General features: G+C 71.1%; 16 protein-coding genes. 11 read left to right on the top strand and 5 right to left on the bottom strand.

The genetic code is table 11. The annotated features are described in order from the left end of the window. Positions 1-34 precede the first annotated feature (34 nt). Positions 35-880, bottom strand: a complete 846-nt coding sequence (locus ACZ7MY_RS15160) for a hypothetical protein (protein WP_499602080.1) — start codon at positions 878-880, stop codon at positions 35-37. Next, positions 880-2,217 (bottom strand): type VII secretion protein EccE, encoded by a 1,338-nt coding sequence (eccE, locus tag ACZ7MY_RS15155; protein WP_499602078.1) that lies wholly within the window; start codon positions 2,215-2,217, stop codon positions 880-882. The genes ACZ7MY_RS15160 and eccE overlap by 1 nt, the downstream gene beginning before the upstream one ends. A gap of 266 nt (positions 2,218-2,483) precedes the next feature. Here eccE and eccB point away from each other — a divergent pair, with 266 nt between their 5' ends. The 7 genes from eccB to ACZ7MY_RS15120 all read left to right on the top strand — a co-directional run bounded on the left by eccB (position 2,484) and on the right by ACZ7MY_RS15120 (position 9,620). After that, positions 2,484-4,016, top strand: coding sequence for a type VII secretion protein EccB (eccB, locus tag ACZ7MY_RS15150; protein WP_499602076.1), 1,533 nt, complete (start codon positions 2,484-2,486; stop codon positions 4,014-4,016). Between the two features lie 229 nt (positions 4,017-4,245). After that, complete coding sequence (locus ACZ7MY_RS15145) at positions 4,246-4,572, top strand: WXG100 family type VII secretion target (RefSeq protein WP_499602075.1); 327 nt, start codon at positions 4,246-4,248, stop codon at positions 4,570-4,572. Between the two features lie 74 nt (positions 4,573-4,646). Next, positions 4,647-4,937, top strand: a complete 291-nt coding sequence (locus ACZ7MY_RS15140) for a WXG100 family type VII secretion target (protein WP_499602074.1) — start codon at positions 4,647-4,649, stop codon at positions 4,935-4,937. Positions 4,938-5,067: 130 nt separating this feature from the next. Continuing rightward, positions 5,068-6,339 carry a type VII secretion-associated serine protease mycosin gene (gene mycP / locus ACZ7MY_RS15135; protein WP_499602072.1) on the top strand — a complete coding sequence of 424 codons (1,272 nt, stop codon included), beginning with the start codon at positions 5,068-5,070 and terminating at the stop codon, positions 6,337-6,339. A 22-nt stretch (positions 6,340-6,361) separates the two neighbouring features. Further along, positions 6,362-6,676, top strand: a complete 315-nt coding sequence (locus tag ACZ7MY_RS15130) for a hypothetical protein (RefSeq protein ID WP_499602070.1) — start codon at positions 6,362-6,364, stop codon at positions 6,674-6,676. Positions 6,677-6,728: 52 nt separating this feature from the next. Further along, complete coding sequence (locus ACZ7MY_RS15125) at positions 6,729-8,192, top strand: hypothetical protein (protein ID WP_499602068.1); 1,464 nt, start codon at positions 6,729-6,731, stop codon at positions 8,190-8,192. A 78-nt stretch (positions 8,193-8,270) separates the two neighbouring features. Beyond that, a complete protein-coding gene (locus ACZ7MY_RS15120) occupies positions 8,271-9,620 on the top strand; it encodes a S8 family serine peptidase (RefSeq protein ID WP_499602066.1) in 1,350 nt (449 codons plus the stop codon). 99 nt (positions 9,621-9,719) lie between these two features. On the opposite strand, the gene ACZ7MY_RS15115 is transcribed toward ACZ7MY_RS15120, so the two are convergent. From ACZ7MY_RS15115 to ACZ7MY_RS15105, 3 genes are all read right to left on the bottom strand, one after another. Next, positions 9,720-10,781, bottom strand: coding sequence for a hypothetical protein (locus ACZ7MY_RS15115; protein ID WP_499602064.1), 1,062 nt, complete (start codon positions 10,779-10,781; stop codon positions 9,720-9,722). A 55-nt stretch (positions 10,782-10,836) separates the two neighbouring features. Then, a complete protein-coding gene (locus tag ACZ7MY_RS15110) occupies positions 10,837-13,077 on the bottom strand; it encodes a WXG100 family type VII secretion target (protein WP_499602062.1) in 2,241 nt (746 codons plus the stop codon). A 118-nt stretch (positions 13,078-13,195) separates the two neighbouring features. Beyond that, positions 13,196-13,633: a hypothetical protein gene (locus ACZ7MY_RS15105; protein WP_499602060.1), complete on the bottom strand. Its 438-nt coding sequence runs from the start codon at positions 13,631-13,633 to the stop codon at positions 13,196-13,198. A gap of 277 nt (positions 13,634-13,910) precedes the next feature. On the opposite strand from ACZ7MY_RS15105, the gene ACZ7MY_RS15100 reads away from it, so the two are divergent. The 4 genes from ACZ7MY_RS15100 to ACZ7MY_RS15085 are packed head-to-tail and all read left to right on the top strand — an operon-like array spanning position 13,911 to position 16,781. After that, positions 13,911-14,261 carry a DUF6317 family protein gene (locus ACZ7MY_RS15100; RefSeq protein WP_499602058.1) on the top strand — a complete coding sequence of 117 codons (351 nt, stop codon included), beginning with the start codon at positions 13,911-13,913 and terminating at the stop codon, positions 14,259-14,261. Next, positions 14,258-15,544, top strand: coding sequence for a putative T7SS-secreted protein (locus tag ACZ7MY_RS15095; protein WP_499602056.1), 1,287 nt, complete (start codon positions 14,258-14,260; stop codon positions 15,542-15,544). Before ACZ7MY_RS15100 ends, ACZ7MY_RS15095 begins: the two co-directional genes overlap by 4 nt. A 3-nt stretch (positions 15,545-15,547) precedes the next feature. Continuing rightward, on the top strand, positions 15,548-16,264 hold the full coding sequence (locus ACZ7MY_RS15090; RefSeq protein WP_499602054.1) for a hypothetical protein: 717 nt from the start codon (positions 15,548-15,550) through the stop codon (positions 16,262-16,264). Between the two features lie 4 nt (positions 16,265-16,268). After that, the gene (locus tag ACZ7MY_RS15085) at positions 16,269-16,781 is read left to right on the top strand and encodes a hypothetical protein (RefSeq protein WP_499602052.1); all 513 of its coding nucleotides are present in this window, start codon (positions 16,269-16,271) and stop codon (positions 16,779-16,781) included. Positions 16,782-16,798: the final 17 nt, after the last annotated feature.

The raw sequence follows: 16,798 nt of genomic DNA, 5'->3' as shown, positions 1-16,798 counted from the left end.
AGCGGCCGGAACACCCCTGAGGGGGCCGCGCGGATCAGTCCACGCGCCGGGCCGGGCCGAGGAGGCCGGACTCCGCGTCGGTGGGCTGCGTCATCACGAACTGCCGGTGCTTGCGCGTGCACCACATGGTCACGTTGTCGCCGAGCGTCGGCAGCGCCGTCACGTCGGCCTCCGACAGACCCATGACCCGGCCGATGACCTCGGCCTCCTGCGGCGAGACCCGCTGCAGCCCCACCACGTCGGCGCCGGCGAGCAACCGCGGCGCCGTGGGCCCGAGGTACGGCAGCAGGGTCATGACCGACTGCCAGGACTGCGCCGCCACCCGGCTGCGCGGCGGACGGGCGCCGCAGTCCCGGACGATGACGACGGGGCTGTGCACCGACGGGCCCTGCGGGGCGATCCGCCCCACCTCGTGCACGGTCACGCACTGCTGGCCGCCGCCGGCCGCCTGCGCCATCGGCGCCCACGACTGGGGGCGGGCGGTCTCCACCGCCACCCGCGCACCGGTCGCGGCGGCGCGCAGCGACAGCACCTGCGCCAGCCACATGCTGCCGACCAGCACCACGTCGAGGCGGGCGGGGCGGCTCAGCGCCAGCACGGCGGGCTGGTTGGACGCGTCGATCCCGATGACGACACCGTCGTCACCGATCGGCAGGGACAGTCCGGCGAGCTGAGCGGGCGCCAGGGTGTGCCGGTCGCGGCGCGGCCCGAGCAGTCCGAACGCGGCGCGCAGCGTGCGCCGTCCGGCGCCGGCGAGGGAGGAGCCGCGCGGGTCGGAGCCCTGCGGCAGGTGGGAGGGGCGCGGTTCGGTGCCGCCGGGGAAGCCGGAGCCGGCACCCGGGCGCCGGCCGTCGAAGGCGGGAACGGTCGGAGCCGGCATCAGCGGGTACCTCCCAGGGGCAGCGTGGCAAGGATGCCGGGCACCTGCTCGCGGTCCAGCCGCAGCAGGCCCAGCCGGGACGCGGTCGCACGGTGCTCCAACTGGCGCCTGGCCTCGACCAGTTCGTTCTCACTGCGGCCGGTCAGCCGCACGTACCCCGACAGCAGCGCCGAACGGCTGCCTCCCGGCGCGAGGACCAGCGAGAAAGTGCTGGCCAGCGCGGGCGAGGAGGTCAGCAGGCCGACGAGGTCGGGCAGCGCGGTGGCGCCGGAGCCCAGGTGCGGCCAGCGGCTGACCCAGTACGTGGTGTGCCAGCGGTCGTCGCAGCGCCACGCCCGTGCGCTCTCCGAGGTGCGGCGCGCCTGGCGGCTGCCGTCGAGGGCGGCGCCGCCGGTGGTGGCGAGCGGGTTCACGCAACTCGACGTCGCCACGGCGGCGATGATCTCGGGCTCGGTCAGCACCTTGGCCTCGAGCCCGGTGCCCACCAGCCGGCTCACCAGGTGGTCGGCGGCCCGCAGCAGGGCGCGCCGCGCGCCGGCCATGCCGCCGCCGCGTGCCTGCACCGCCTCCGGGCACAGTTCGGGGTCGAGCTTGATCGCGATCCAGGTCAGGCGCAGCCCCGGCGTCCGGCTCTGTGCCTGGAGCGGCGCGTAGGAGCGCGCGGCCACCGCCTGCGGGGGCAGGTGCGGGGCGGGGGCGGGCTGGGTGTGCTGGACGACCTGTACCGACGCGAGCCGGATGTCGTCCACCGTCAGCAGGTCGTTCAGCAGGTCCAGGGGGAGCGAGCGGACGCCGCGGGCCGGGCGCAGCGGCTCGTCGACCGCCTGCACCTGGACGACGGCCGTCAGGAAGGTGCCGTCGCCGACCATGCCGATCTCGCGCTGCTCGCGCTCGTCGGTGTAGCCGTAGGTGCGCAGCGCCGGGTCGCACTCCACGACCGGCACGAAGCCGGGGTCGGTGCCCTGCGGGACGGCGACGGCGTTGCGCCGCTGACGGACCTTCAGCGCGCGTCCGGTGGCCATCCACTCCGGCATCGGGCGGCCGCGCCGCCGCAGCAGCCCGAACAGTACGAGCGGCACGGCCACGGCCGCGGCCACCACGGGCCCCGCCACCTTGTGGATCAGCCAGCCGCCCAGCAGCAGTGCGAGCGCCAGCTCGATCAGCACGAGCTGCTGCACCCGCACGGGGCCTATGCTCCCGGGTCTGCGGGTCATCGCCGGCGCCGCGGCCCCGGTCCGCGCCGCGGGGGCGCCGCCGCGGCCGTCCCCGGGTGGTCCTGCGTGCTGTTGCGATGGCTCGTCGCCCGGACTGCGCCGGGACCTGGTCGCCGTGGTCATCCCCCGTACAACCCTTCTGCTTCTGCCGGTACCTGTGCCGCGTGGGCGGCGTCCCGCGCCGTCCAGCGCTCGCTCGCGTCCGCTCGCCGGCCGGCGCGGGACGCTCCGGGTGCCGCTGGCGGGCCGATCGCGCCACCCCGTACCGTACGGTGCGATCGTCACACGGCATAGTAGGGGTCCCCCTCGCCACAGCCGTCACCACAGCGGGCCGACGTGACCGGGGAACGCCACAACAAAGCAGCGACATACGGGGAGTTGACGCAGCAATGGCGACACGTAGGGATGAGCTGAACGCCTACTCGTTCGCGCGCAGGCGCACGGTGGCCGCGTTCCTCCAGCCCTCCCCGCACGGTTCGGAGGAGGCCGCGCCCCGTCCGCTGAAGACCGTCGCCCCGAGCCTCGTGGTGGGCCTGCTGGTCGTCGTCGGCTTCGGATTCTGGGGCATATTGAAGCCCGCCGCCCCCAAGGGGTGGGACACGCCCGCCCAGAAGGTCATCGTCGGCGACGCGTCCACCACCCGTTACGTCGTGCTGAAGACCAACGGGGAGCCTCAGTTGCACCCCGTGCTCAACCTCGCCTCCGCCCGGCTCCTGCTCGACCCGGAGAAGTTCGAGGTCCTCAAGGTCAAGGAGTCGGTGCTCGACAACAGCGGGATGACGCTGGGCACCACCATCGGCATCCCCTATGCCCCGGACCGGCTGCCCAGCCAGGACGACGCGGGCAGGACCAAGACGTGGGCGCTGTGCGAGACCCCGGGCGGCGGCACGGACCGCTCCGCGCAGCGGGCGGTGCTCGTCATCAACCAGCAGAAGCCCAAGGAGGCGGCCCTCGTCGGGGGCGGCAACCGGCTCCGTGACGACGAGGCCATGTACATCGAGGTGCCCGGTGGCGCGCAGTACCTGGTGACGGACCGGGGCTTCACCTACCTGCTCGGCGGTCCCGACTGGAAGCAGCACCCGGAACTGGTCAACACCCTGCGCCAGGTCATCTTCGGCGCGTCCGCCCAGCCGCAGAAGGTCGACTCCGACTTCCTGTCGACCCTCAACAACGTGCCGGGCGCGGCCATCTCCTTCCCGCCGGTCGACGGGATGGGCGAGCCGTCCACCGCCCCGGGGCTGAGCCCCGAGCACGCCAAGGTCGGCCTGGTGCTGAGGGCCAACGACGACCAGTACGTGGTGCAGCGGGACCGGGTCGTGCGCGTCACCGACTTCATGGCGAAGCTGCTGCTGAACAGCACCCAGGCGAGGTCGCTCTACACCGGGTCGCCGGAAGCGGTCTCCGTCAACGTGGGCGAGGTGACCTCGGCCCGGGCGAGCGAGACGTTCATGGACGGGCTGGGCTGGCCGGAGAAGTCGGTCACGCAGGCCAACACCCAGGACGAGAAGGACGGCCGCAGGGTCGCCTGCAGCGTGTACGGCGGCGTCGACGACAAGTTGACCAAGAAGCCGGCGATGACCATGTGGGCCGGGAAGAAGTTCCCCCGGGACGTGGCGCAGAGCGGTACGAACACCTACGTCTCGCCGGGTAGCGGACTCTTCTACAAGGCGTACGACGGCACCGACAAGCGCATCGGGTCCATCTTCCTGGTCACCGACACGGGCCTGCGCTACTCGGTGCCGACGACCGGCGACAGCGACAGCGGCGGCGCGGCGAAGCAGGACGACGAGGTCGGCGTCGTGCAGACCAAACTCGGTTACGCGAAGAACTCCCCGGTGCCGGTGCCGCGGATCTGGTCGGATCTCCTCGCGAGCGGGCCGACGCTCGACGTTGACGCGGCAAAGCAGGCACAGGGCTCCTGAACTGGCATTTCCGCCGGGTTCCACGGGAATTGATTGAGTATTTGACAAACCATTGGCCAAACCATCAACTCCCGTGGGACGGTGAGGGTTTGGTGATGAAGGTCAGGATCCCGATACGGAACCGGGTACCTGTTCGCCTTGTCGCTGCTATTGGCTAGAGTTGAAGACCGGCGACATCTTCCGATGTTCGTCGAATCCGATCTTCTACGTCTCATGGGGGACGCGACACATGGCTGGACAGCAGTTCACCATGACCGAGGAGGAGATGGTTGCTTTCAGCAACCGCATCTCCACGGTCAACTCCTCGATCCAGGGCGAGATCCGCCGCCTCCAGACCGTGATCGACACGATCACCTCCGGGTGGAAGGGCTCCGCCGCCACGGCGTACAACAACCTGCAGTCGCAGGTGAACGAGGACGCCAACAAGATCAACCAGATCCTGGGCGACATCAAGGAAGCCGTGGACGCGAGCACCAAGAACTACTCCGCCTCCGAGGAGGAGCAGCGCGCGTCCATCCAGAGCATCTCGGCGCAGGGCGGCAACCCGTTCGGATGACCGTCCCCGCACGGTGACCTGACGCCGTGCCGGCCGGATCACGGTTCCGAATCCAACATCTGAGGAGACATCACATGTCCGGGCAGATCCTGGTCAACTTCCAGACCATCTCCCAGGCCGCGACCGACGTGCGTACGACGGCCAACAACATCAAGCGCCAGCTGGACGACCTCGAGTCCGGCGTGAAGAAGATCGCGACCACGTGGGAGGGCTCCGCGCAGGAGGCCTACCGCGCCAAGCAGACCGAGTGGGACCAGCGTGCCGCGTCCATGCACCAGACGCTGGAGGCCATCGCCCGTGCCCTCGACACGGCCGCGCAGAACTACCAGGACACCGAGAACAAGAACCGGCAGATCTGGGGCTGACTGCGCGCCTGGCCGCGTAGTTCGTGATGAGGGCGGGCGTGTACGGACGACGTACGTGCTCGCCCTCGTCGGCGGTTTGACCACGAACCGCACACAACGGGAGGACGGAACACCAGTGGGATCGCACGCCGTGAGGCGCACCGCCGCCACCGCCGCAGCAGCGGCGTTCGCCGCCTTCGGCCTGCCGGCCTCCGGCGTCGCACCGGTGCCGGCCGTCGGTGACGTCCGCACGGTCCTCGCCGACGACGTCGACAACGAGCGCTTCCAGATCGACGACACCCAGTGCTCGTTCCCCTCCGACGTGATCGAGGGCACGCCCTGGTCGCTGCAGCGCATCGTCCTGGACCAGCTGTGGAAGGACACCCAGGGCCTCGGGGTGAACGTCGCCGTGATCGACACCGGCGTCGACAAGAACAACCGGCAGCTCGCCCCCGCGATCAAGTTCGGCGGCGGGGAGGACCTGATCGAGCCGGGCAAGAAGAAGGACGGCACCAGGAACGACGGCACCAAGGACCCGGTCGGCCACGGCACCAAGGTCGCCGGCATCATCGCCGCCCGGCCCTTCAAGGACACCGGCTTCGTCGGCATCGCCCCGCGGGCGTCGATCCTCGCGATCCGCCAGAACGACAACCAGGGCGGCGGCACGGTCCGGACCATGGTCGACGCGATCCGGCACGCCGTGGACAAGGGCGCCCAGGTCATCAACATCTCGCAGGACACCGCCACGGCGATGCCGCCCGACTCCGCGCTGGAGCAGGCCGTCAGGTACGCCCAGCGCCACGACGTGCTGATCGTCGCCTCGGCCGGGAACGACGGCGCGAGCGGCCAGGTCAAGCTGACCTACCCCGCCTCCTACGACGGCGTCCTCGCGGTGGGCGCCTCCGACCGAGACAACGCCCGCGCCAACTTCTCGCAGCCCGGCCCCTTCGTCGGCGTCGCCGCTCCCGGGGTCGACATGGTCTCCACCGTCCCCGCCGGCGGCCACTGCGTCGACCAGGGCACCAGCTTCTCCGCGCCGTACGTCTCCGGTGTGGCCGCCCTGATCCGGGCCAAGCACCCCGACTGGACGTACCGTCAGGTCATCACCCAGATCGAGCAGACCGCGGACCGCGGCAAGCCGGGCCGCGACGACTTCGTCGGCTGGGGCGTCATCGACCCGGTGGCCGCCGTCAACGACGACGCCACCACCCCGGAGGACGCCCCGAGGCCGGACCCCGTCGTCGACGCCGGAGCCCACGAGAAGATCGAGGCGGCCACCGTCATCCTCGGTGAGAGCCCCCAGGAACGCACCGAGCGCTACGCCGTGTACACGGTCGGCGGCGCCGTCGGCGGTGTCGCACTGCTGGTCGGTGGCGGCGTGGTGCTGGGCGACTGGCGTCGCAAGCGAGGGATCAACACATGAGTAGGAACGGGGAAGCGACACGATGAGTGACCAGTACAAGGTCGATCTGAGTGAGCTCGAGGACACGATCACCAAGCTCAACGGCGTGCTCAGCAGCATGGGCAGCGCGAAGTCGACCGCCGTGAACCAGACATTTCTGCCGCCGGGTGCACTGGGGATCGACTTCGTCGAGGCCAAGGAGCTCACCGAGGCCCACGACGGCATGAAGCTCTACCTCGAGGACATCATCAAAGCCGTGCACGAGGTCATGGACCAGTTCGGGAAGAACACGAAGAAGGCGCACGGCCATTACTCGAACGCGGAGTACGACACCCAGACCGGCATGTCCGGCGGCTGAGCGGTGCGGGTCCCGATGAACGAATTGCTGATCCATGAGGGGGTTGTGAAGCATGGGTGACGGACTGTCCTACGAGTACCGCGAAGCGGAGAAGATGTGCTTCGCCGGCGAGGTGAAGACGCCCTTCGCCACAGGCAAGAACATGGACGAGATGAAGGCCATGCTCGCCAACGCCAACCCGGACACGGTGGAGGGCGTGGCCCAGGCCTGGGGACGCGTCCACGACATGCTCGTGAAGGGCGACGGCAGCGTCAAGGCGGTCTTCGACAAGGCCGTCGACCACATCCTCCAGCACTGGGAGGGGTCCGCCGCGGAGGGCTTCGCGGCGAAGGCGAAGAAGATCAGCACGCAGATCGACAACACGGCGACCTACGCCCACTACACCTCCACCGCCATGCAGAGCGCCGCGAACGTGCTGCGGCCCGTCAAGGCGGATGTCGACAGTATGGAGAAGCCGAGCAGGCTGTCGAGCATGGGTGACGCGCTCACCGACGGGTTCGACCGCAGCGAGGACTGGCAGAAGGACATCCGGGAGAACCGGGGTGCTCAGAACGCCTTGGACAACAACGAGGGCAGTCTCTCGGCGGGCAAGGAAGCCCAGCTGCAGATGGCGGCCAGGATGGAGACCCTGGCCCTCACGTATTCGGCGCAGTCCAAGAGCATGGGCGAATGGCGTGGGCGGATCGACGATCCGGAGGATTACCCCCCGGCGCCCATCGGTCAGCCCCCGGTCCCCGTCGTCGTTCCCACCACGCCGTCCCGCACGGTCGACCGCCCGAAGACGACCACGTCCCGGACCAGCGTGACGGGGAACACCGGAGGGACGGTCAAGCCCTCCTCGAACGTGAAGTCCCCGCGTGACACGGGCATCACCGGCGGCGTCCCCAAGCCGGCCACCAGCACGAAGCCTCAGGTCGGTACGGCGATCGACGGGATAGCCACTCCTCCCGGCACGTCGACGGGCATCGGCGGAGGCACGGCCGGAGCCGGTGGTGGCGTGGGAGCCGGAGGCGCGGTCGGTGGCGGCGCCGGCGGTGCGGGCGGTTTGGCCGGCGGCCTCCCCGGCGGCGTGGCCGGTGCCGGGCTCGGCGCACGTGGTGGCGCCGGTGCCCGCGGTGGGTCCGCCGGAACCGGTGGGCGCGCCGGAGCTGCGGGTCGCGGCGGCATGCCGGGCGCCGGTGGCGCCGGTGCGGGTGCCGGCGGCAGGGGTGGCGCGGCCGCCGGCCGCGGCGGCAGCCTCGCCCGTCGTGGCGGTGGTGTCGTCGGTGCCGCGAAGGGCACCGGTTCGGGCACCCGCGGCACGCCGGGCGGTTCGGGTCTGCACAAGAGCCGCGGCGCGGCGGGCGCCGGCGGCGGCAGCGGCACGGGCAGGGGCGCGAACCGCATGATGGGCCGCGGCCAGACCGACCGTGGGGAAGAGGAAGAGCGGCGCGAGGGCGAGCGTCCCGACTACCTGGTCGAGGACGAGGAGACCTGGACGCCCGAGCAGAACAACGCTCCGCGGGTCATCGAATAACCGTTCGTCCAGTAGCTGGATGTAGAAAGTGGGGGGCGTGGCCATGCCGCGGCCCCCACTGCCCGAGGAAGGACACCGATGAGCTTCACACGAACGCTGCGCGTGGTCAGCGGAGCCGTACTCGCCGGCGCCCTGGTTCTGACCGCCGCGCCCGTGGCCGCCGCGGATCAGGTGAGAGACGACCAGTGGCCGCTCAAGGCGTTCGATGCCGAAGCCATCTGGAAGATCTCCACCGGCAAGGGCGTCACCGTCGCCGTCATCGACGAGGGTGTCGACTCCGAGCACGTGGACCTCAAGGGCAACGTGGTGCAGGGCAAGGACTTCATCGACGGTGACGCGTCGTCGCTGCCGGAGGGCGAAGACGCGCACGGCACCGCGATGGCATCCATCATCGCCGGTCACGGACACGGTCCCGGGAATGGCAGCGGGGTGATGGGTCTGGCCCCCGACGCCCGCATCCTTTCGATCCGCGACACCGGCGACGCCGAGGAGGGTTTCGGGCCGTCCATCCGCTACGCCGTCGACCACGGGGCCTCCGTCATCAACATCTCCCAGCAGATCTCCACGCAGTCGACCGCGGAAGAGGAGGCGGTCGCCTACGCGCTGCAGAAGGACGTCCTGGTCGTGGTGGGTACCGGGAACGACGGCGGCGGGCGGGAGGCATGGAAGTATCCCGCGAGAGATCCCGGTGTGCTGACGGTCGGCGCGGTGCAGAACTCCGGGGAGGTCTGGGAAGACTCCAACCACGGTGAGGGACTCCTGCTGACCGCACCGGGGACGCACATCGTGTCCGCCGGCGGCGGGGACGAGTCCTTCCCGTATCGATCCGCCAACGGCACCTCGGACGCCACCGCCTTCACCTCGGCCGCCGCCGCGCTCCTGCGGGCCAAGTTCCCCGACCTGACCGTCGGGCAGCTCGTCAACCGCCTGACGAAGACGGCGGGGCTCCCCGCGTCAGCGAAGGGCACCGCGCTTCCCGACGACCACTACGGCTACGGCTTCATCCAGCCGCTCGCCGCACTCCAGCGGGACGTCCCCGCGGGCGCGAAGTACGGCCCGCTCGCCGTTCCCGAGTCGCTCAAGGAAGGCGCCCCGGGGGCGACGGATTCCAAGGGGAACCCCACCGCGAGCGATGACGCGGCGTCCTCGTCCTCATCGTCCTCCGGCAACGGACCGGTCCTCGCGGTCGTGGGACTCGTCGCGCTCGTCGTCCTCGCCCTCCTCGTCCTGCTGATCGTCAGGATCGCGCGCCGGGGCAAGCGCAACGGCGGGGGACCGGGCGGGCCGGGTGCGCCCGGCGGGCCTGCCGGGTGGGGTGGCGGCGGGCAGCCGCAGTACGGGCAGCCGCCGCACCAGCCGCAGTACCAGCAGGGCGGCGGCCCGTACCAGCAGCAGGCGCAGGCGCCGGGGCGGTGGCCGAACCAGTAGCCGGGGCCCGAGCGGGGGCGGACCTCAGGCCGGCCGTCGTCAGGGCCGTGCGGCCCGGACGGCGGCCCCGCACCTGGTCCCGGCCGCCGTCGAGAAGCCTCAGGAAGGCTTCGCCGGGCTGCCGCACCCGTGGCGGGCGGCCGACTGCTCGGCGAAGTGCCGCAGATCGGCCTGCTCCGGCCCGGTGAGCGGGTGCGCCCCGAAGTCCCGGCTGCTCCCGTCGACCGCGTACGCCGCGAAGTAGCCGATGCCCAGCGCCCCGGGGCAGGTGGCCGAGGTCCACACCGAGGTGCGGTCGGCGCCCGCGGGCTTGTCGTGCCCGCCGTAGGGGCCGTTCGCGACGGCGCGGGAGTTGTCGTTGAAGGGGCCGTACGCGGCTGACAGTTGCAGACGCCCGCCGAGCACGCACTCCTCCACCGGCGCGGCCGCGGCGGGTGTCTCGCGTACCTCCGTCGCGGAGGTCAGCCCCTCGCAGGTGCCCTTGGCCCCGGCGGCCGGCACGGTCGTGGCGGCGGCCTGCGGGGCCGTCAGCGCGTCCGTGCTCCCCGGCCGCGTCGCGCACCCGGTGTTCTCCGCGGCGCGCTGCGCGGTCGCGGTCACGGTACGGGCGAGGGCCAGGCGCACGTCCTCGGTGACCTCGGTGCCGGTGGGGGACGTGGCCGCCACGAGGATCCCGCCGCCCTCGTCGGGCGCCCAGTTCTTGCAGCTGAGCACCACGGAGGCGGTGGCATCGTCGTCCTCGGTGACCATGAAGCCCTGCCAGCCCCCGCCGAGGGGGACGGGCAGGGTCCGCTCCTCGCTCTGGAAGGTGTAGGCGCCGTACGCGTTGAGGGCGCCCGCCGTCGTCTCCACGGACACCTTGACCCTGCCGACCTCGCAGCGCACGGCGAGCCCGTCGGGTTCCTTCACGTCGTCGGAGACGTCGAACCGCCGGCTGTCGGCGTCGAAGCCCGAGCCGAGCAGGCTCAGCCGTGATTTCCCTGCGAGGTCCAGCACCGGGTCGACCGGCAGCATCCCGCCGCACGCCCGGGCCGCCTTCGCCGCCGGGTACTGCAGTTGGAACCCGTAGTACCCCGCGCCGAGCGCGGCGAGCACCACTGCCGAGACGACCAGCCGTCGCCCGCCGTTCTTCCGGAGCCACGTCCGGTTGTCCCACTTCATGAGCCGCATTCCCTGTGTCGCGTGTCCGAGGCCGGTCCCGTGCTTGCGCCCGGGGTCAGCCCTGCCCGGTTCCCCTCGTGTCCTGGCCGTAGCCGTCCAGGTTGCTGTCTGCGGAGTGGAATCCCACCTCGACCTCGTTGGCGAGGATGTTCTGGTAGTCGGCGACGTGACCCTGTCCCTGGGCCTCCGCCGAGTTCCGGTAGGCGTCCTGGAGCACGGCGCTGGTGGAGTACTTCGCGTCCTCCCAGTCGCCGCCGCTGGAGTACACCGCGTTGCCCATGGTGTCGCGCTCGGCACCGCTGACGATCCGGTTGATCAGGTCCCCGGTGACGGTGGTCGCGACGCCGCCGACACCCGCGCCGACGGCCGGAGTGGCGATGAAGGACGTGCCGACACCGATGCCGGTGCCCACGATCCCCGACGCGTAGCCGCCCGCGCGTCCCATGGCGTCGTTGTAGGCCTTGTCGGCCTCCGCGGCGTCGCCGATGTCGGACTCGCGCCTGCCGATCGCGATGCTGCCCTGGACCTCGCCCGACGACCTGGCGATCTCCCGCAGCGCGGTGTCCGTGGACCCCTCGAAGGCGTCGGGGTGTTGCAGGTGGTGGTCGATGAGGTTCGAGGTGTACGCGCTCTCGGCGAGGTTGACCGCGGCGTAGCCGTCCGGGTCCTTGCCGACGGTCATCAGGAAGCGGGAGGTGTCCTGTTCGCTGAGGTTCGCCGCGGCGCCCTCGATCGGATAGAACTGGTCCCTGTTCCCCGAACGGTCGTTCGTCAGGGACTGGTGGATGTCCGGCATGTACTCCCCGGCCATCCGTCCGAGGCTGTCCTGCATCCCGTCGTGCGCGAGCTCCGAGTCCTGGGACACGGAGTGGACCACCTCGTGCATCAGGCGGGCCTGCTTCTCGTTGTGCGCCGGGGTGTCCGCCGAGGGGCCGGTGTCGTACGCGTGCCCGGTGGTCGCGGACTCCAGCGCGTGTCCGAGGTTGTTGTAGCCGCTGCGGTTCTGGGGGTCCCCGGTGAAGGCCGCGCCGTCGGGCCAGTGGCGGTCCTTCATCAGGTAGTCGAGGTGGTCGACCTTCTCGCCGTTGACCTCCGACTCGGAGGAGAGGAACGCGGTGGAGGCAGCCGGGTTGTGGCCCAGGGCTTCCATGAAGCCGGTCATGGGGTCCAGTGCGCCGATGTTGGCGGGCCCCAGGGAGCGGGTCATGTTGCCGGTCCAGTAGGCATCCGGGTTCTGGCCGCCGTTCGTGCCGTTCTTCTCGGCGGTGAGGAGGTCGTTCCCGTAGGCCTGGAGGAAGTCCGTGTCCCACGTACCGTGGCTCATCAGACTGCTGGTGAGCTGGTACCCGCTGAGGCCGTAGGGGGTCTCGGTGGGGTTGGCGTCGAACTCGCGGTGACCGGCTTCGAGCAGGTCGTCCTGGAACTTCGTGACGGCGGGGTCGCGGTGGCCGGCGCGGTCGTCGGACGTGGTGGCGGTACCGATGGTGGTGCCCAGGTTCTGCTGGATGTCCTTGAGCCGGGCCAGTTCGCTCTTGGACAAGTGCGTCCCCGCGGGCGGGGTGACGATCTCGTTGTACTTGTCCAGCATGTTCTCGGCGCCGGTCTTCACCGCGAACTGCCGTGCGAACTCCGGGTCGTTCCTGTTCGCCGCGAGGAGCCGGTCGAGCTTGGTGAGCTCGGCGTCGGTCAACCGCCCCTTCTTCGTCATCAGCGCGGACGCCTGGTCGGCCTCCACCGCGTCGAGGCTGGTGTAGACGCTGGTGTTGAACGACCGGCTGTCTGCGTTGGCGTCCCGTCCGAGGGCGGCGCTCGCGGCCTCGTCGGCGGCGGTGGCCTGTTCGAGGACCTGCCTCAGGCGGGAGGAGAGCGAGTCCAGCTTGTCCTTGCGCTCGGTCGCGAAGCCAGGGGACGCGGAGGCGGTCGGACTGTCCCAGCGGGAGTCGACGTCCTTGATCGCGCCGTCATCGGAGACGCGGAAGCTGTCGCGGCGGGCCTCGTCGAGCAGGGTGTGCAGCTGCTTCTGGTACCTGGCGAACTCGGTGTGGGCGTCCTGGAGCAGCTTGGCGACGCGGCCGGCCTCGGTGGCGGCGTTCTCGTACTCCGTGCGGGCCCTGTCCATGGTGGCGAAGGCCGCGGTCGCGGCGTCGCCCTCCCAATGGCCCTTGAGGTGGTTGATCACGCGCTGCTCGAACTCGCGCTGCAACGCCTCGTACTTGGCGGGAAGCGCGCCCCACGAGGCGGCGGCGTCGGCCAGCGGGCCGAGGTCGGCCTTGTCGAGGTAGGGGATGGACACCATGTCTGCGTCAGCTCCTGTCCGTCCCTGTGGACGGGTGTGGGTTTTCGCCCCGGACGTACGACGTCCGCCGTGCGCCGTCCCGGGCGACCCGGGTCCGGTGCGGGATCCGGCGCCGGGCTCAGCCGAAGGGGGTGCGGATGGAGGCCTGGCGGGCCTGTTCCTCCTGCTCGGCGCGGGTGTAGTGTCCGGTGCTGGCGTGGAGCCTGTCGCTGATGTCCTGGAGCATGAGCTTGAGGTTGACGACCTGGTCGCCCCAGCGGACGTCCAGGCCGACCAGGGAGCCCGCGGTGGTCCAGGAGCCGGCCTCGGGCGGGCCGGGGGCGGTGTGCCTGTTGAGGCCCGTGACGGCGCCGAGGGTGTCCTCGTCGGCCGTGTTGTCGACGTTCTCGGTGTCACCGCGCAGTTCGACCAGGGCGTTGGCCGCCCCGTCCAGCCGCTGTGTGTCGACCTTCGTCGTTCCGGCGGACGTCCCACCGCCGCCTGGGTCCGCGGGCACGGAGTTCAGCCGCGTCCGCGCGGCCGCGCCGCCCTGTGAACCTTCGAAGGGAGTGCTCATCCCCGTTGTCCCATCCCCGTTGACTGCGATTCCGGCACGTCCGCGGTGCGTACGGCCCCCGGCTCCGGTACCGCCGATCGCCTAAGCGAGGACATGCCAACAGCATCCGAACCTACCGGATCACGCAAGGGGCGGGCCCGTCACGCACGTAGAGATCCTGGGCGGAGCCCCCGGCGGGGGTGAAGCGGCACGTGGGGAGCGGTAGCCTCGGTGGGTCGGCTGAAACCACCGCCCCTGGCGCTGAGGCACGGCGGGCGGTCCACGCGGGGGACACACATTGGGTGACCACTTCAAGGTCGAGGTCCAGGACCTCGACCGGCTGCTGAAGCAGTTGCACGACAGCCAGGACGACATGCGCAAGGCGCTGAACGCGCTGAAGGACGTGGGTCCGAAGAGCACCGGCAGCGAGGCGCTGGACAACGCCTGCGACGAGTTCCACGACAGCTGGGACAACGCGATCGGGAAGATCGCCGACGGCACCGCGCAGATCGAGGAGAAGCTCAAGGCCACCAAGGACAACTACGAGGCCACGGAGCAGGCGATCCGCGACGCCATGACGCAGGGCGCCGCGCCGAAGCCCACCCCGTCCCCGACCCCCGAGGCACGGCCCACGGCGGGTGCGCGATGACGGCGACGGACTACCCCTCCATAGGCTTCGACCCCGCGCCGGGGAAGGTGGAGAGCGTCGAGGACCTCAACTCCAAGCTGTCGCGGGCCGCGACGGGCCTGGACAACGCCTACACCACGCTCACCGGGATCACCAAGGGCGGCAAGACCTGGGAGGGCGAGGCGGCGAGCGCCTTCGCCGAGAAGGTCGGCGACCTGCCGCGCTACGTCGGCGACAGCCGGGACGCCCTGCGCGAGGCCTCGCTCCAGCTGTCCTCGTGGCGGACGAAACTGGCGGAGTACCAGCAGAAGGCCCGCGACTACGAGGCCCAGGCCAAGGCCGCCAAGGAGCGCGAGAAGTCCGGGCAGGGCGCCTACGACCGTGCGACCTCCTCCTACAACCAGGCGGCGGCCGACCCGGCGCTGCGCCTGGCCGGCCAGTACTACGCCACACCGGGCGAACTCGCCGACGCCCAGGCGAGGATCGACGCGGCCTCGAACCGGCTGAACCAGGCGGGCAAGGACCTCGACCTCGCGGGGAAGCAGCTGGAGAAGGCGCAGCAGGAGCTCGAGGACATCATCAAGCGGGCCGAGGAACTGCTGGAGCACCACCAGTCCGACGCCCGGGGCGTCGCGGACCGCTTGCGCAAGGCCAACGACAAGGCGCCGGACGCCGGTTTCTTCGAGGGGCTGGCGGATTTCTTCACCAAGATCGGCCACGACATCCAGAACTGGTGCGTGAAGCACGCCGATCTGCTGAAGAAGGTCGGGGACATCCTCAGCGCCGTCTCCGGCGCGCTGGCCGTCGCCTCACTGCTGACGATGTGGTGCCCGCCGCTGTCCGGCGCGCTCGCCCTGGCCGGCGGCGTCACGGCGCTCGGCGCGCTGGGCGCGCACGGCGCCGCCAAGCTCGGCGGCGCGGACGTGAGCTGGACGAGCCTGGGCATGGACGCGCTCGCGGCGGTTCCGGGCGGCAAGTTCCTCGCCATCGGGGCGACCGGGAAGATCGGCAAGGCCTTCAACGCGGTGAAGGCGGACGCCGCCATCACCGGCGGCCTGAAGTTCACCCTCACCGGCAAGCTGCCCGTCCAGGGCGCGGCGAAGCTGGCGAACATCATGAAGGAGAGCAGCGCGCTCTCCTTCGCCAGGACGCCGCTGAGCAAGGTCGCGAGCACCCTCGACAACCTGCCCATGCGCCCGCAGGAGTGGTGGTACCGGGGTTCGTGGACGGGCATCACCGGCAGTGGTACCGGCCTGAAGATCCCGGGCCTGTTCAGTGACGAACCCCCCGCGGCAGGAGCCTGATCGATGACGGAGACGACGACGGACACCGGCGCGGAGGAGAGCGCACCGGCGTTCGTGCAGTGGCGGATCCCGCAGGAGTTCCGCTCCCTCGGGCTGGAGTTGGAGCCCGCGGAACGCGATCGGTACCTCGACGCGATGGCCGCCGACATCTGGGCCGCGGGGACCGGCTACCAGCGCGAGACCGTGGCGTACTGGTACAAGCGGATCGCTGAGGCGGCGGCCGAGGACGGCACGCTCGAAGCGGCCTTCTGCATGCTGCGCACGGCGGACGACCGGGTGACGACGGCGACGCTGTCGGTCATCGCGGAGCCGATCGAGCGCACCCCGGACGTCCGGACGGTGGTGGCCGGCCTCGTGGAGGCCCTGTCCGACGACCCGGTCAACGAGGTCCTGGAGGTCAACACCTCGGGCGGACCCGGGGTACTCGTCCTGTCCGGGCTGCAGATGACCGCGCGGGGCGGGGAGGACGGCACGGGTGGTTCCGTCACCCTCGACCTCGCCCAGGCGAGTGCCTACCTTCCGTGCCTCCCGGTCTCCCAGCTGGTCGTATTGACGCTCACCACACCGATGGTCCAGGACTTCCCCGACTACGTCGGCGTCCTGGCCGCCGTGGCGGACAGCGTCGAGGTGAGCATGGGAACCCGCCCGCCGGCCGTGTCCGGGCAGGAGTCCGCCGGCGGCCATCCGAGCACGCTCAGCGTGCGCGACGTGTTTGGGTGATGCCATGTCGACACCTCTTCTGCCACACGACCGTCCCACCGTCCGGCGCAGGAGCAGGACGGGACTGCTGCTGCAGTTCGTCCTGCAGTGGTTCTGGCTTCCGGTCTGGGCCGCCCTCGCGGCGGCACTCGGGGTGCTGGCGGCCCTGGCGTCGGCCGGGCTCAACCCTCCCCTGAAGTGGCTCAACCCCTGGCTCGGCGTGCTCACCTGGCCGCGCCTGCGGATCGAGTGGGCCTGGGACGCCGCCGCCTGGGAGGCCTACGCCACCGAGAAGATCCACGGCCGTATCGACCGGGCCGAAGGGCACCCGGCGGCGTACAAGTCCGGGACCGCGGCGGACGGCGGCCACGAGCTCGCCGTCACCGTCCCCGCCCGGCTGTTCCGCGGGGTCGGCCAGGAGCGCGCCAAGGCGATCGCCGAAGCGCGCGGTTGGTCGGCCGAGGCGAGGAGTACCGGGCGGGAACAGTGGAGCCCCGGTGCCCTTCGGCTGACCAGGACCGTCGGCCCCGCCTCGTGAGCGTGCTCGCCGCGTGC

The sequence above is a fragment of the Streptomyces sp. NPDC111520 genome (assembly GCF_055635295.1).
Note: the sequence above shows the minus strand (reverse complement) of the source record. Positions and strands in the feature narration are given on the sequence as shown.

Coding starts and splice junctions, on each gene's coding strand:
- ACZ7MY_RS15160 (WP_499602080.1), bottom strand. CDS start 880: ATGCCGGCTCCGACCGTTCCCGCCTTCGACGGCCGGCGCCCGGGTGCC.
- eccE (WP_499602078.1), bottom strand. CDS start 2,217: ATGACCACGGCGACCAGGTCCCGGCGCAGTCCGGGCGACGAGCCATCG.
- eccB (WP_499602076.1), top strand. CDS start 2,484: ATGGCGACACGTAGGGATGAGCTGAACGCCTACTCGTTCGCGCGCAGG.
- ACZ7MY_RS15145 (WP_499602075.1), top strand. CDS start 4,246: ATGGCTGGACAGCAGTTCACCATGACCGAGGAGGAGATGGTTGCTTTC.
- ACZ7MY_RS15140 (WP_499602074.1), top strand. CDS start 4,647: ATGTCCGGGCAGATCCTGGTCAACTTCCAGACCATCTCCCAGGCCGCG.
- ACZ7MY_RS15130 (WP_499602070.1), top strand. CDS start 6,362: ATGAGTGACCAGTACAAGGTCGATCTGAGTGAGCTCGAGGACACGATC.
- ACZ7MY_RS15125 (WP_499602068.1), top strand. CDS start 6,729: ATGGGTGACGGACTGTCCTACGAGTACCGCGAAGCGGAGAAGATGTGC.
- ACZ7MY_RS15120 (WP_499602066.1), top strand. CDS start 8,271: ATGAGCTTCACACGAACGCTGCGCGTGGTCAGCGGAGCCGTACTCGCC.
- ACZ7MY_RS15115 (WP_499602064.1), bottom strand. CDS start 10,781: ATGAAGTGGGACAACCGGACGTGGCTCCGGAAGAACGGCGGGCGACGG.
- ACZ7MY_RS15110 (WP_499602062.1), bottom strand. CDS start 13,077: ATGGTGTCCATCCCCTACCTCGACAAGGCCGACCTCGGCCCGCTGGCC.
- ACZ7MY_RS15105 (WP_499602060.1), bottom strand. CDS start 13,633: ATGAGCACTCCCTTCGAAGGTTCACAGGGCGGCGCGGCCGCGCGGACG.
- ACZ7MY_RS15095 (WP_499602056.1), top strand. CDS start 14,258: ATGACGGCGACGGACTACCCCTCCATAGGCTTCGACCCCGCGCCGGGG.
- ACZ7MY_RS15090 (WP_499602054.1), top strand. CDS start 15,548: ATGACGGAGACGACGACGGACACCGGCGCGGAGGAGAGCGCACCGGCG.
- ACZ7MY_RS15085 (WP_499602052.1), top strand. CDS start 16,269: ATGTCGACACCTCTTCTGCCACACGACCGTCCCACCGTCCGGCGCAGG.